The following is a 13,628-nucleotide window of genomic DNA, read 5'->3' as shown; positions in this document are numbered from 1 at the left end:
TAATAGGCAGCGGAGGAATAGTCTGTCACCTTTTATTCCGAAGAACCTTTCGGCTCTTGCTTTATTGCGAACCGGCCGCTTCGTCAATCAAACTCGCCACCTCCTCGGCGTGAGAGACCAGCGAGGCGTGGCTGGCATTGAGTACCATCACTTTCTTAGGCTGCAGCCGCTGCGCCATACGTCGCTGATTCTCCGGGGCTATCATGCGATCGTCGCTGGAGAGTTGATACCATGACGGTTTATGTTTCCAGGCAGGTTCACCGAGGGTGTTACCAAAGGTATCAGCCAGCGGAGCCTTCTGCGCCACCGCCATCACCAGCGCCTCGTCGGCGGTCAGATCCTGGCAAAAGCTTTCGTGAAACTTGTCGGTTTTGATCCACAGATAACCGTCGCTGTCCGGGGTCAAATTCTCGACTGCCGCAGGAGGATGCGCTTGCGTAATATCGCCGGCACTTTCACCGGCATCCGGCGCAAACGCGGCGATGTAGACCAGGCCAACCACGTTAGGCTGGTTGCCCATTTCCGTGATCACGGCACCACCGTAAGAGTGCCCTACCAACACTACCGGTCCCGCTTGCTGCGCGACCATCTTACGCGTACGTTCCGCATCCTCAGCCAACGAGGTCAACGGCATTTCTACCGCATGAATCGCCGAATAGCCCCTGCGTGACAACTCGATGATAACCTTACTCCAGTGCGCGGCGCCGCCCCAGAATCCATGTACCAGCACGATAGTGGGTTTTGTGCTCATTGCCGACTCCTCATCTCATAGGAAAGCGCCGTAGACAGATGAACGGCCCCCCTTAAGAGACACGCCTGGCTGCCTTCGACGTCACACAGTCCCTATTTTATATAGTCAGCCCCACAGCGTTCAGCAATAGCTACGACGAGTTAACGCCCCCTGCTTTTCCGGCGTCGCCACGGCCTATCGACGCGGCTTACGCCGCAATGCCAGAGAAAAAAACGGGATTAAAACTAGGATTTTTACCCATGGCGATCTAAAATTTCGCGCAAAAACAAAGAGAAGTAAATTTGACTCACGGGAAAAGGAATGAAGTTGTGAAGGAAATGATCTCCATCGTTTTTATGGCATGCCTGCTGGCGCTGCTGTTTTCGTGGCTGTTCGTCTACGGTCTTAACATTCATTAAACCTACAACGACAACAATCCCTCTTCCCGACTCGTCAGCGGCGCATCGTTACGATGCGCTAAAACCGACGCTTAAAGGGCTCGCGAACGGACAACGGCACTTCACCTCAGCCTTTTGCCGCAAATACATCATTAATTTTTATGAATTATAGCCTCATCGCGTTTCCCCCCCTCACAGGCCCTTTTACTGCTCAGCGGAGTTCCTCCAAAACGATGGCTTGCCTGACGCAGAATGTTACCGGTAACTATGCTGTTGATTTCTTTTGGTAATAAACGTAAAGCCGTTAATAACCCCACGTTCTTTATAGAAATGAATTATGCGTCCTTATGAATAAAGGTTTGAATAAACGGCCTTTGGTCATTGATTATCCCCCGCCAAGCTCCTAGAATTCGCGCGTAAAAATACAATTGGGATCGGGTTTCATGTCGCCGCTGTGGGTTGCAACGCAATACTGTTATTTTATTGGTCTTTTAGTTTCTATGGTTTTCACCTACCTGGTTAGCCGGGACACCGTCAAAATTCGCTGTATCAGCGCAGTGACCATCGGGTTAACCTGGCCGTTGAGCCTGCCGGTCGTGTTGCTGTTTTCGCTGTTCTAACGCCCCCATGCCGCGCGGTGGCTTTTAAGCAATCGTGTTAATGAAATGAGGCTGACCACCGACGTCGTGGTTTTGGGCGAGGGATAAAAAAACGCCAGCGCAAGGCTGGCATGAAAACTGGAAGCAATGTGAGCAATGTCGTGCCGGATCGGGGGGCACAGAAGGAGACAACCCTTTTCCCCTCACCGGCGAAACAAATGATAATACGTCTCATTATTGAATGTAAAGTCATTTCCCAACGCAACTTTTTCCCTTTGGAAAACTATCAGCCGCGCGGCGCTCGCCAGCGCTGATACAGTCGCCCTCCCCCCCACACCAGAAGCCAGAGCAAAACATTGAACCCCAACCATAGCATCAGCAAATAGAAGAAAGTCTGATAGCTGGGTATGCCCCGATCGGCCAAAAACGGGTTAAAGTGAAAAAATTTGACGATCGCGAACGGATTAAGATTGAAACGGTTGAACACGGCCGTCGTCAACAACGGTGGCAACAGTGTGTAAAATATCAGGCTGAACAGCAGCAGGATTTTTGTGCCAGAAGTGTTTTTATAATCTCTCATATCAATGTATTACGTCTTCCATTGTGGTGGGAAAACCGCCAGACATTCGCACGCTAATCGACCCCGCAAGCGCCAAAGAGTTCCAGGTCAACGCGGAAATAAAGCCGTTCATGCGTTTAATTGTCATTTAGCGCACGGGTGATATATACCCAGTGGATTTAAAATTACGATGTCGCCGCGTCGTCTTCAACCGCAGCGTTTGCATGGCATCATCAGGAGGCATTAATGAAACCGGACGCACTCTCCCTGCCGCCGAACCCGAAAAAGCTCAAAGTCATCTACGGCTGGTATATTTACGTGATCTATATCCTGCTGGTTTTCAACATTTACATGGCGGTCTACAACGTCTGCGTTCGGCATCCGATCGAGGCCCCGCTACTGTCGCTTTTTCACAGCCTGTTCATCGCGTTGATGCTGCAGCAGGTACTCAGGAAGAACGTCGTTTTCGCCTGGATCTTGCTGAGCTATTTTATTCTGATGCGCCTCTATTACGCCAATGTGCTGCATGTCGAGTTCACGCTGGTGAGCCGCGGCCTGGTGCTGCTGATTCTGACGCTGCTGCTGACCGGCGGCGTGGCCGTCGGGCAGTTGGCCACGCCGCCGCAGCGACATGACTGGCTGGCGCGGCTGGGCTGGCGGCAATGGGGAGCGCTCATGGCGCTGGCGGCCATCCTGACCCCGTTGATTACCACCGACTATCTGGGGTAAACAGACTGCTACTTAGGGATATGAGGTTCGGAAATGTCTACGACGCGGCATATTTTAGTGAAGTTGCCCGCCTTCTCACAGATCTTGTCCGTGACGAACATGCTAAGGTAGCCCAGCAACAGCAAGTAGCCGACCATGCACAGAATAAAGATAAGCGTTCTCACCGATAACGACCAACCTGATAAGAGTATCCCGAGCATCATAACCTGAACGCGGCGCTTTAAAAGGATTTCATGTGCGCATCGGCCCGCATCGGCGCACGTTCTGTAGTAATATTAAGCCACCACGCCTACCACCGGAAACGCCGATGCACCATCTGATGTTAGACATTGAAACCCTGGACACAAAACCCAGCGCCGTCATTCTGGTGGTTGCGGCGGTGTTTTTCGATCCCCGAACCGGGGAACTGGGCGCCGAATTCGAAGCCGCCGTCAGTTGCCAGAAAGAGCAACCGGGCCGTACCATCAGCCTGGATACGGTTGCCTGGTGGGCGAAACAGTCCGACGAAGCGCGCAAACAGGCCTTCGGCGGCACCGAGAGCCTGAAACGCGTGTTGAGCAGCCTCAGCCGCTTTATCCATATGAACAGCACCGATACGGTGAAAGTCTGGGGCAACGGCAAAGAGTTCGACTGTGCGATCCTCGAACACGCCTTCCAGCAGCTGGAAATGCCCTGCCCGTGGAAATTCTGGGATACTCAGGACGTGCGCACGGTGATCACGTTGGCAGAACTTCACGGCTTTAACCCCAAAAAGACACGCCCGTTCGAAGGCATGCCGCACCGTGCGTTGGATGATGCTCGCCACCAGGCCCGTTACGTGGCCGATGCCGTCTCGGCGCTCTATTACCGCCAGGGGGCGTAGCGCTGACCCGCTTTGCCCCTTTTCATTTGTCGCCGGAGTCTCTACTCTAGCCCTCTTTGTCACTCGGACGTGCCTTTCCTGTTATGCAAAAGTTTCTGTTTATGCTTCTCAGCCTGGTGCTGCTCGGCCCATTAGGCATCGATCTTTACCTGCCGACCATTCCCGCCATTGCCGTCGGCCTGGGCAGCAGCGAAGCGCTGATCCAATCCACCATTTCACTGTTTATTCTGGTGCTCGGCCTCGGCCAGGTCATCGCCGGCCCGCTGGTGGATAACTATGGCCGCAAGCCGGTGGCGCTGGCCGGCATTATCCTCTACATGATCGGCGCCGCGATGGCGGCGCTGGCTACCAGTCCGACACTTTTCATCGCTTCGCGTCTGCTGCAAGGGGTGGCGGTTTGCTGCACCGCCGTCGTCGCCTTCAGCGGCGTGCGCGACCGCCTGAATGGTGACGACGCTGCCCGCGCCTTCGGCTTTCTCAATGGCACGCTGAACATCATCCCCGCGCTGGCGCCGCTGCTCGGCGGCCTGCTCGCCGAAGCCTTCGGCTGGCGAGCCCCTTTCTGGTTCCTGGTCGGTTATGCGCTGCTGGTGTTGGTGCTCATCGCGCTGCGCCTGCCGGAAACCCGCCCTGCCGACACCGTCCCGGTCAAGGGGCTGCCGGTACGCCAATATGCGCGCATCCTCAGCGAACGGCGTTTCCTTTCCTTTGCGGTAGTGAACTCCGGGGCGATGGGCATGGCGCTGACCTACGTTTCCCTGGCACCGAACGTGCTGATGGGCACCGCCGGCCTGACCCCGCTGCAATTTTCGCTGGTGTTCGGCGCCAACGGTTTCTGGATCATGCTGGTCAGCTTCTTCGCCAACCGCATCATCCACAAGGTAGGCCGTCCGGTTTGCCTGGCGACCGGCGGCATTTTGATGGGGCTGGGCTGTCTGGGGTTGCTGCTGGGCGTCATGCTGCTGCCCGCGGCGGCGCAAGCGCACTGGCTGGCGTATATGCTGCCGGTCGCCAGCGCCTGCGCCGGGTTGGCGTTCGTGATGGGTCCGGCCACCAGCTACGCGTTGGAGCCGTACTCCAATGAGGCAGGCGTCGCGTCCGCGCTGGTCGGTTTCGTACAGATGGCCGGCGGTGCCGCACTGGGGCTGGTGGCGATGGCGTTGCCGTTGCAGCCGAAGTTGTCGCTGGCATTGGTCATGCTGGCGGGCTGCCTGCTGGCGCTGCACGCGCGGCGGCTCAGCAAGCAGATTAAAGGGCAGATAAAAAAAGTCGCCTGAGCCGCGGCTCAGGCTTCGGTGACGACCGGCACCCGCGCCGCTAACGCCGACAGCAGCTCATAACCCAACGTTCCTGCCGCCGTGGCCACCTCGTCCACCGGCAGGCGTTTCCCCCACAGCTCCACGTCGGCGCCCAATTCGACTTGTGGACAGGGCGTCAGATCCACCGCCAGCATATCCATCGACACCGTTCCCAGGGTGCGCGTCAGCACGCCGTCAACCCACACCGGCGTACCGGTCGGCGCATGACGCGGATAGCCGTCGGCGTAACCGCAGGCCACCACGCCGATACGCTGCGTGCCAGCGGCGCTGTAACGGCCGCCGTACCCCACGCGATCGCCAGACTTCAGTTGCTGAATGCCGATGATCTCGCTGCTCAGCGTCATCGCCGGCTGCAGCCCCGTCCCCGCAACATCATTCCAGCAACCGCTCGGCGAAGCGCCATAGAGAACAATCCCAGGGCGGACCCAACTGCCGTGGGTCGAAGGGTGCCACAGCGTGGCGGCCGAGTTAGCCAGGCAGCGCGGCAACGGTATATCGACTGCCGCTGCCTCGATAGTGGCCATCTGCTGGGCCACGCCTTCCGGGCCGTCGGCGGTGGCGAAATGGCTCATCAGCGTAAGCTCGCCGATATTGGCAACCGCCTGCGCCCTGCGCCACACCTCATGCAGCCGATCGGGTGCGAACCCCAACCGATTCATGCCGCTGTTCACTTTCAGATAGACATTGAGCGGCGCGTTCAGCGTGGCGTCGGCGATCGCCGACAGCTGCCAGTCGCTGTGCACCGCCGTCGTCAGGCGATAACGGTCGAGCAACGCCAGATCCTGCGGCTGGAAGAATCCCTCCAGCAGAAGAATCGGCCCTTGCCAACCCGACTCGCGCAGCAGCACCGCTTCGGCCAGATCCAGCATGGCGAAGCCGTCGGTTTGCGCCATGCTGCGCCAAACGTGTTTGATGCCGTGGCCATAGGCGTTGGCCTTGACCACCGCCCAAACTTTGGCGCCGGGAGCGAAACGGCGCACCACCTGCAGGTTATTTTCAATCGCGCCGAGATGCATCGTGGCGGTTATCGGACGGGGCATCGGTTCTCCTTGGGGCAGCGTACAGCGGCCACGCGCGCCTGCGCGTGGCCGGAAAAGTCTATGACAACGTCGACGATTAACGTGCGGGATGCACGTCGTTCAGCGGAACCGCGTGTTGCTGGCGAAACCCGGCGCTGTAACGCGCCACCGCCAGGTCATCGGAAGGGATCGCCGGCGTAATGCCGGACATCAGATCGGACAACAACTGCCCGGAGCCGCAGGCCATCGTCCAGCCCAACGTGCCATGCCCGGTATTGAGATACAGGTTCTTCAGCGAAGTGCGGCCGACAATTGGCGTGCCGTCCGGCGTCATCGGCCGCAGGCCGGTCCAGAACGTCGCCTCTTCCACTCTGCCGCCGTTCGGGTAGAGATCGCGCACCACCATCTCCAGCGTTTCGCGCCGTTTTTGCTCCAGCTGGGTATTGAAACCGACGATCTCCGCCATGCCGCCGACGCGAATGCGCTGGTCAAAACGCGTGATGGCGATTTTATACGTCTCATCCAATACCGTAGAGAACGGCGCCGCCGCTTCGTCGGTGATAGGAATGGTCAACGAATAGCCCTTCAGCGGGTAAACCGGAATGGACACCAGGCCGCGCAGCAGCGCCGTGGAGTACGAGCCGAACGCCACCACATAGCTGTCGGCCTTAAACACTTCCTCGCCGCACTGGACGCCGGCGATCTTGTCGCCTTCAACCAGCAGACGATCGACGCCGCGGTTGAACAGGAAGGTTACGCCCGCCTGCTCTGCCATCTTCGCCAACTGTTGCGTAAACAGCTGGCAATCGCCGGTCTCGTCGTTCGGCAACTGCAGGCCGCCGGTCAGCTTGTGCGCCACCTGCGCCAACGCCGGCTCGACGCTACCGAGTTGGCCGGCTTCCAGCAATCGGTAAGGCACGCCGGCATCTTCCAATACCGCAATGTCTTTCGCGGCGTTTTCGAACTGTTGTTGAGTGCGGAACAGCTGCAGCGTGCCGCCCTGGCGACCTTCGTACTGGATGCCGGTTTCCTGACGCAGCACCTTGATACAATCGCGGCTATATTCCGCCAGACGTACCATGCGGCCTTTGTTGGTCATGTAGTGTTCGGTGTTGCAGTTTTTCAGCATCTGCCACATCCAGTTCAGCTGGAAGCTGCTGCCATCGAGACGGATGGCCAGCGGCGCATGGCGCTGGAACATCCACTTGATGGCCTTAAGCGGCACACCCGGCGCCGCCCAGGGTGCGGCATAGCCCGGTGAGATCTGCCCAGCGTTCGCAGCGCTGGTTTCCAGTGCGGGGCCTGGCTGACGATCGATCACCGTCACCTCATGCCCCGCCTTCGCCAAATACCAGGCACTGGCTACGCCCACCACTCCACTACCTAAAATTACCACTCGCATCGCTGACTCCAGCCTAAGGCTTCACAAAGCATAATCTTCTGCTCACAGGAAATTAACTCAGTGAAAAAATCCGTCCAACAACTTCGTCATCAAACGTGACAATATTCACAATTAATTTATCGTCGATGGGTCATGCATTTGCAATAGCCACCTGAAAATAGCGATAAGATGCGGTTTAGAGGGGCCTATGGCGTCAAACCGCCGCTGAATAGATAGCAATGCTATCAATGATAGCAATCAAAAAAGGCGTAATAAGCAACATTGATTTAACAGAATATAAAAATACCAGCCAACACATAAACAGAACAAAAAGCTAATAAAATAAAAAATTCCAACATAACAAACAAAGAGAGCCCCCTCCCTCCGCAGCAGAAAAATCGCGTAAAATTACAGCTACCGTTAACCTTGCTTTCAGTGCTGGAATAAAACACCCGAGCCCTTAGCCCGCCCGTTTACATTGAACGCTGCAGCACGATATGAACGTTAACGCCAGAAGCAACGCCTAAAGTTCACACTGTCGCTATCGTGGAGAACGCCTTATGTTCATCGCCATCTACCAGTTTTCAGTCAAAACCGGGCACGAACACGCCTTTCGCCAGGCCTGGCTTGAATTGACCCAAGGTATCTATCTGCAGCGCGGCAGCCTGGGCTCGCGCCTGCATCAGGATGTGAGCGGGCAGTTTATCGGCTATGCGCAATGGCCAAGCCGAGTCGCATGGGAAAGCGCCGGTGATATTCAGTTGGATGAACGCTACCGGCAAGCCCGGGAACGAATGCGTGCGACCTTGCTGGCGGATAAAACGCTGTTTGAAATGGAAGTGACGGACGATTATCTGCAAGTCAGACCGTTTGACTGAGGACAAGCCCACCTAAGCGGGCTTGGGGTCGCGGGAGCGGGGGCATCAATGATGCAGCATCTCGTCCACGACTTCTTTGGTCTGCAGTTGGAATGGGTAGTAAGTCGGCCAATTATCCATTTCTTTCAGCAACGCTTCCTGCGAGGTGTTGCCCATAAAGATATGGAAATGTGCCGATTTGCGCGGGCCGATAATGTGATCGCTGAACTGCACGAATTTCGGCGCCAGGCTGCCGGCTTCCTGGCATTCGAACAGATAACGCACGCCCTTTTTACCAGAGACATAGGTCAGGATCTTATGCCCGGCGTACTTATACTGACAAGCGCTGGCTTGGTCGCCGCGGTGAAACTCCATGACGCCGTTTTCAATGCCGATAGTATCCACATCGGTGGCGTACCCTTTACGGTAATACGCCTTCACTTCTGCGAAGGTCTTGCTCTTATCCTGCGCCGCTTTCTTCTTGAACACCGGATCGAGATCCCCATTGAGCAGGTAAGGGTACACGGATTGCCACACACCCTCCCAATCCGCCAGGTCGCGATCTTTGACGTCCTTATCGTCGAACACGCCCGCCTCGGCCTTTTTTTCCACTTCCGTCAGCGGCTTGCCATGTGAATGATGCCCGTGGGCAAACGCCTGCCCGCTGATAAACAGCGCTGCCAGCGCCACCGCCACTTTGCCAAAATGCCTCGCCAAAATGCGCTCCTTGTCCGTTATTGAGAAAATGAAAAGTTACAATATAACATAACAATTTTCAATCCCTGTCGTACAACAGGCATGTGTTGCACGCCCTTGCCGCAGGTCTATACTCGGAGAAGACGCGCGGTGCTGTGCCGCCTTCTGCCAGGACGGGCGTCGAATTGAGCGCCGTTCGCGCCTTTGCGTACCGGCATTTTTATTTCACTGATTTGCAATGATTAATTATGACTTGAACTATGCTTGTTACAGGGTCTGCCGTTTGAGCAAGACCCGTGAATAATGAGGGTGCGCTGATGACTACTTCAACACATGAAAAGGTTAAGGATGATAAACGTCTGAGCGATGGACCGGACTGGACGTTCGAACTGCTGCAGGTGTATTTGGAGCAGATCGACCGCGTCGCCAAGCATTACCGGCTCGACACCTACCCCCATCAGATCGAGGTGATCACCTCCGAGCAGATGATGGACGCCTATTCGAGCGTCGGCATGCCGATCAACTATACCCATTGGTCCTTCGGCAAGAAGTTCATCGAAACCGAACAGCGCTACAAACAGGGCCAGCAAGGGCTGGCATATGAAATCGTCATCAACTCCAATCCCTGCATCGCCTACCTGATGGAGGAGAACACCATCACCATGCAGGCGCTGGTGATGGCACACGCCTGCTATGGCCACAACTCGTTCTTCAAGAATAACTATCTGTTCCGCAGCTGGACCGACGCCAGTTCCATCGTCGATTATCTGTTGTTCGCCCGTCACTACATCAGCCAGTGCGAAGAACGCTACGGCGTAGAAGAAGTGGAACGGTTGCTGGACTCCTGCCACGCACTGATGAGCTACGGCGTCGACAGGTACAAACGTCCGCAGAAAATCTCCTTGGTGGAAGAGAAAGCGCGCCAGAAAAGCCGCGAAGAATATCTGCAAAGCCAGGTGAACACGCTGTGGAAGACCCTGCCACGCGTCGAGCGCGAAGAGTCGCCGGAGCAGGCTCGTCGCTATCCAAGCGAACCGCAGGAAAATATCCTCTATTTTATCGAGAAGAACGCACCGCTACTGGAACCTTGGCAGCGTGAGGTGTTACGCATCGTGCGCAAAGTCAGCCAGTATTTCTACCCGCAAAAACAGACTCAGGTGATGAACGAGGGCTGGGCCACCTTCTGGCACTACACCATCCTCAACCATTTGTACGACGAGGGCCGTGTGACCGAGCGGTTTATGCTGGAGTTTTTACACAGCCACACCAACGTGGTGTATCAGCCGCCTTACAACAGCCCGTACTATAACGGCATCAACCCTTATGCACTGGGCTTCGCCATGTTCCAGGACATCAAGCGCATCTGCCAATCGCCGACCGAGGAAGACCGCTACTGGTTCCCGGACATCGCCGGAAAAGACTGGTTGGAGACACTGCACTTCGCCATGCGCGACTTCAAGGACGAGAGCTTTATCAGCCAGTTCCTGTCGCCCAAAGTGATGCGCGACTTCCGCTTGTTCACCGTGCTGGACGACGATCGCAACAACTATCTGGAAATTGCCGCGATCCACAACGAGGCCGGCTACCGGGCGATCCGTCAGGAGCTGTCTGCACAATACAACCTGAGCAATCACGAGCCGAACATTCAGATCTGGAACGTGGACCTGCGCGGCGACCGCTCGCTAACATTGCGTTATATCCCACAGGAGCGTGCGCCGTTGGATAAAAGCCGTCGCGACGTGTTGAAGCACCTGCACCGCCTGTGGGGCTTCGACGTGATCCTAGAACAGCAAAACGAAGACGGCAGCGTGGAGCTGCTCGATCGGTGCCCGCCGCGACCAACGCCGCTGTAATCCGCCATAACGACAAAGGGCGCCAAAATGGCGCCCTTTCTTAATTTCATTAATACGCAATCAGCGACGCGCTTCGGTCAGATCGCTCGGCATGGTGCCCTGCATGCTCTGCCAAATCGCCCCGCTGTCTTTACCGTAGTTGCGCACGGTGTCCATCACCTGGTCGTACAGCTTCTCATGGCACAGCGTGGACAGCTTGCTGTAGAAGGTCAGCGCCAGCTTGCGCGCTTCCGGGTTGGAGAAGTAGTAACGGCCCACGCGGGTGTACAGCCCTTTCAGGCCGTTGAAAATCAAGCCGTAGATCGGGTTGCCAGAAGCGAACGCCAAACCACGGAAGATCTCGTAATCGAGCAGATTGAACGCGTCTGCCTGATCTTCTACCTCGGCGGCTTTCGCCAGCACTTCCTGGGCCTGTTCCGGATGATTGCGCACCGCGGCGCGAATAAAGATCGACGCGATATTGGTGCGCACGGACAGCAGGTTATCGATCAGCTGCGGGACGCTTTTGTGATCGAGACGGGCTACGGTCTCAAGGATATTGAGGCCGGACGTTTCCCAGAAATTGTTCACTTTGGTCGGTTTGCCATGCTGAATGGTCAACCAACCATCGCGGGCCAGACGTTGCAACACTTCACGTAACGTAGTGCGCGTGACGCCAATCAACTCCGAAAGCTCACGCTCCGCGGGCAAAATAGAGCCAGGGGGGAAGCGATTATTCCAAATACTCTCAATAATGTACTCTTCCGCGAAACCGGCAGGACTCTGCGCCTTTATGACCATGTGTTTGACGTTCCGTTGCGACGATAAAATCAGTAAAAGTAATCAGCTCATCATACCAGATCGTGCTGACATGACATAGCGTGAGCGAAAAACAATAAACGAAAGTGTGCATAAAGTGGCAAAAAACGCGCAAAAACACCGGCCGAAGGAAATTTGCCGCCGTAAAACAAGCTCCGGTTGCGCACGCCCCCACCGCATTGTTAGGGTACGTGCTACGACTGATTAAGGATGCATAGAGGACAATGGAAACAACCCTGCGCAGCGCCCTGCTCAAAAATTTTCTGGGGCAATCTCCCGACTGGTACAAACTGACCATTCTCATTTTTCTGGCGATCAACCCCCTGGTGTTCTTTTTCGCCAGCCCGTTTATTGCGGGTTGGCTGCTGGTGGTCGAGTTCATCTTTACCCTGGCGATGGCGCTGAAATGCTACCCGCTGCTGCCGGGCGGCCTGCTGGCGCTAGAGGCCGTGGCCATCGGCATGACCAGCCCGGCGCAGGTTTCGCAGGAAATCGAACATAATCTAGAAGTGTTGCTGCTGCTGATCTTTATGGTGGCAGGCATCTACTTTATGAAGCAGCTGCTGCTGTTCGTGTTCACCAAGCTGCTGCTCAACATCCGTTCGAAAACGCTGCTGTCGCTGGCGTTTTGCCTGGCCGCCGCCTTCCTTTCTGCCTTCCTCGACGCGCTGACGGTCGTGGCGGTAGTGATCAGCGTGGCCACCGGTTTCTATTCCATCTATCACAACGTGACGTCAAACCGCCCTGACGGCGACATTGGCGATGACAGTGATTTTACCGGCGAAGAGCGCAAACAGACGCTGGAGCAATTCCGCGCCTTTCTGCGCAGCCTGCTGATGCACGCCGGCGTCGGCACCGCGCTCGGCGGGGTCATGACCATGGTGGGCGAGCCGCAAAACCTGATTATCGCCAAAAACGCGGGCTGGGGTTTTATCGATTTCTTCCTGCGTATGGCGCCGGTCACGCTGCCGGTGTTGGTGTGCGGCCTGCTGGTGTGTTGGCTGGTAGAACGTTTTCGCCTGTTTGGCTACGGCGCGCAATTGCCGGGAGCGGTGCGCGACGTGCTGAAAGAGTATGACCGCAAGGCCAGCGCAGGCCGTAGCAAACAAGAACGGCTTAAATTGGTGATGCAGGCGCTGATCGGCGTTTGGCTGGTGCTGGCGTTGGCCTTCCATCTGGCAGAAGTTGGGCTGATCGGCCTGTCGGTCATCGTTCTCGCCACCTCCCTGTGCGGCGTGAACGACGAGCACGCCATCGGCAAAGCGTTCCAGGAAGCGCTGCCATTCACCGCTCTGCTGACGGTGTTCTTCACCGTGGTCGCAGTGATCATCGAACAGCACCTGTTCAGCCCGGTGATCCAGTTTGTGCTGCGCGCCGAGCCCTCCTCTCAGCTTTCGCTGTTCTACCTGTTCAACGGCCTGCTGTCGTCGGTTTCCGACAACGTGTTCGTCGGCACCGTTTACATCAACGAGGCGCGCACCGCGCTGGAAACCGGCGCGATCGGGCTGAAGCAGTTCGAGCTGCTGGCGGTCGCCATCAATACCGGCACCAACCTGCCCTCGGTCGCCACCCCTAATGGGCAGGCGGCGTTTCTGTTCCTGCTGACGTCGGCATTGGCGCCGCTGGTGCGTCTGTCGTATGGCCGCATGGTCTGGATGGCCCTGCCTTATACGGTGGTGTTGACGATAGTTGGCCTGCTGTGCGTCCAGTTCACTTTGGAGCCGGCGACCGAGCTGTTGACGCAGTGGCATTGGCTGACGCTGCCGCCCATCGACACCGTCAGCCACTGAGACGGCGCCGGCAGGGTGAACCGATATTTTTACGCTGA

At 56.6% G+C, this 13,628-nt stretch carries 13 protein-coding genes; 7 read left to right on the top strand and 6 right to left on the bottom strand.

Features of this window, described 5'->3' with window-relative positions; all coding sequences use genetic code 11:
- Positions 1 to 61 precede the first annotated feature (61 nt).
- Positions 62 to 751 carry an alpha/beta hydrolase gene (locus tag WA302_RS13705; RefSeq protein ID WP_025303097.1) on the bottom strand — a complete coding sequence of 230 codons (690 nt, stop codon included), beginning with the start codon at positions 749 to 751 and terminating at the stop codon, positions 62 to 64.
- A gap of 820 nt (positions 752 to 1,571) precedes the next feature.
- Here WA302_RS13705 and WA302_RS13700 point away from each other — a divergent pair.
- Positions 1,572 to 1,748, top strand: coding sequence for a GhoT/OrtT family toxin (locus WA302_RS13700; protein WP_025303098.1), 177 nt, complete (start codon positions 1,572 to 1,574; stop codon positions 1,746 to 1,748).
- A gap of 265 nt (positions 1,749 to 2,013) precedes the next feature.
- Here WA302_RS13700 and WA302_RS13695 read toward each other — a convergent pair whose 3' ends face one another.
- On the bottom strand, positions 2,014 to 2,307 hold the full coding sequence (locus WA302_RS13695) for a hypothetical protein (RefSeq protein ID WP_025303099.1): 294 nt from the start codon (positions 2,305 to 2,307) through the stop codon (positions 2,014 to 2,016).
- Between the two features lie 225 nt (positions 2,308 to 2,532).
- Between WA302_RS13695 and WA302_RS13690 the strand changes: the two genes are divergently transcribed.
- From WA302_RS13690 to WA302_RS13680, 3 genes are all read left to right on the top strand, one after another.
- Positions 2,533 to 3,015 carry a hypothetical protein gene (locus WA302_RS13690; RefSeq protein WP_025303100.1) on the top strand — a complete coding sequence of 161 codons (483 nt, stop codon included), beginning with the start codon at positions 2,533 to 2,535 and terminating at the stop codon, positions 3,013 to 3,015.
- Between the two features lie 307 nt (positions 3,016 to 3,322).
- Positions 3,323 to 3,877, top strand: coding sequence for a 3'-5' exonuclease (locus WA302_RS13685; protein WP_038629407.1), 555 nt, complete (start codon positions 3,323 to 3,325; stop codon positions 3,875 to 3,877).
- A gap of 83 nt (positions 3,878 to 3,960) precedes the next feature.
- Positions 3,961 to 5,154, top strand: a complete 1,194-nt coding sequence (locus WA302_RS13680; protein ID WP_025303101.1) for a multidrug effflux MFS transporter — start codon at positions 3,961 to 3,963, stop codon at positions 5,152 to 5,154.
- 8 nt (positions 5,155 to 5,162) lie between these two features.
- Here the strand turns inward: WA302_RS13680 and dadX are convergent, their stop codons facing one another.
- Together dadX and WA302_RS13670 are read right to left on the bottom strand one after the other, a co-directional pair.
- Positions 5,163 to 6,236 carry a catabolic alanine racemase DadX gene (gene dadX, locus WA302_RS13675; RefSeq protein ID WP_043143003.1) on the bottom strand — a complete coding sequence of 358 codons (1,074 nt, stop codon included), beginning with the start codon at positions 6,234 to 6,236 and terminating at the stop codon, positions 5,163 to 5,165.
- 76 nt (positions 6,237 to 6,312) lie between these two features.
- A complete protein-coding gene (locus WA302_RS13670) occupies positions 6,313 to 7,617 on the bottom strand; it encodes a D-amino acid dehydrogenase (RefSeq protein WP_049209187.1) in 1,305 nt (434 codons plus the stop codon).
- A 539-nt stretch (positions 7,618 to 8,156) separates the two neighbouring features.
- On the opposite strand from WA302_RS13670, the gene WA302_RS13665 reads away from it, so the two are divergent.
- A complete protein-coding gene (locus WA302_RS13665) occupies positions 8,157 to 8,474 on the top strand; it encodes an antibiotic biosynthesis monooxygenase family protein (RefSeq protein WP_025303104.1) in 318 nt (105 codons plus the stop codon).
- Positions 8,475 to 8,519: 45 nt separating this feature from the next.
- On the opposite strand, the gene zinT is transcribed toward WA302_RS13665, so the two are convergent.
- A complete protein-coding gene (gene zinT, locus WA302_RS13660) occupies positions 8,520 to 9,170 on the bottom strand; it encodes a metal-binding protein ZinT (RefSeq protein ID WP_025303105.1) in 651 nt (216 codons plus the stop codon).
- A gap of 296 nt (positions 9,171 to 9,466) precedes the next feature.
- Here zinT and WA302_RS13655 point away from each other — a divergent pair, with 296 nt between their 5' ends.
- Complete coding sequence (locus tag WA302_RS13655; protein ID WP_025303106.1) at positions 9,467 to 11,002, top strand: SpoVR family protein; 1,536 nt, start codon at positions 9,467 to 9,469, stop codon at positions 11,000 to 11,002.
- 60 nt (positions 11,003 to 11,062) lie between these two features.
- On the opposite strand, the gene fadR is transcribed toward WA302_RS13655, so the two are convergent.
- Entirely contained in the window at positions 11,063 to 11,782 is a 720-nt protein-coding gene (gene fadR, locus WA302_RS13650; RefSeq protein WP_025303107.1) for a fatty acid metabolism transcriptional regulator FadR, read from the bottom strand.
- Between the two features lie 242 nt (positions 11,783 to 12,024).
- Between fadR and nhaB the strand changes: the two genes are divergently transcribed.
- Positions 12,025 to 13,590 carry a sodium/proton antiporter NhaB gene (nhaB, locus tag WA302_RS13645; protein WP_261456423.1) on the top strand — a complete coding sequence of 522 codons (1,566 nt, stop codon included), beginning with the start codon at positions 12,025 to 12,027 and terminating at the stop codon, positions 13,588 to 13,590.
- Positions 13,591 to 13,628: the final 38 nt, after the last annotated feature.

It is taken from the genome of Serratia sp. 201 (genome assembly GCF_037027545.1).
In the GTDB taxonomy this organism is placed as follows: domain Bacteria; phylum Pseudomonadota; class Gammaproteobacteria; order Enterobacterales; family Enterobacteriaceae; genus Serratia; species Serratia bockelmannii.
The sequence above is the reverse complement of the archived record's forward strand: the minus strand, read 5'-3'. Positions and strand labels throughout refer to the sequence as shown.

Coding starts and splice junctions, on each gene's coding strand:
- WA302_RS13705 (WP_025303097.1), bottom strand. CDS start 751: ATGAGCACAAAACCCACTATCGTGCTGGTACATGGATTCTGGGGCGGC.
- WA302_RS13700 (WP_025303098.1), top strand. CDS start 1,572: ATGTCGCCGCTGTGGGTTGCAACGCAATACTGTTATTTTATTGGTCTT.
- WA302_RS13695 (WP_025303099.1), bottom strand. CDS start 2,307: ATGAGAGATTATAAAAACACTTCTGGCACAAAAATCCTGCTGCTGTTC.
- WA302_RS13690 (WP_025303100.1), top strand. CDS start 2,533: ATGAAACCGGACGCACTCTCCCTGCCGCCGAACCCGAAAAAGCTCAAA.
- WA302_RS13685 (WP_038629407.1), top strand. CDS start 3,323: ATGCACCATCTGATGTTAGACATTGAAACCCTGGACACAAAACCCAGC.
- WA302_RS13680 (WP_025303101.1), top strand. CDS start 3,961: ATGCAAAAGTTTCTGTTTATGCTTCTCAGCCTGGTGCTGCTCGGCCCA.
- dadX (WP_043143003.1), bottom strand. CDS start 6,236: ATGCCCCGTCCGATAACCGCCACGATGCATCTCGGCGCGATTGAAAAT.
- WA302_RS13670 (WP_049209187.1), bottom strand. CDS start 7,617: ATGCGAGTGGTAATTTTAGGTAGTGGAGTGGTGGGCGTAGCCAGTGCC.
- WA302_RS13665 (WP_025303104.1), top strand. CDS start 8,157: ATGTTCATCGCCATCTACCAGTTTTCAGTCAAAACCGGGCACGAACAC.
- WA302_RS13655 (WP_025303106.1), top strand. CDS start 9,467: ATGACTACTTCAACACATGAAAAGGTTAAGGATGATAAACGTCTGAGC.
- fadR (WP_025303107.1), bottom strand. CDS start 11,782: ATGGTCATAAAGGCGCAGAGTCCTGCCGGTTTCGCGGAAGAGTACATT.
- nhaB (WP_261456423.1), top strand. CDS start 12,025: ATGGAAACAACCCTGCGCAGCGCCCTGCTCAAAAATTTTCTGGGGCAA.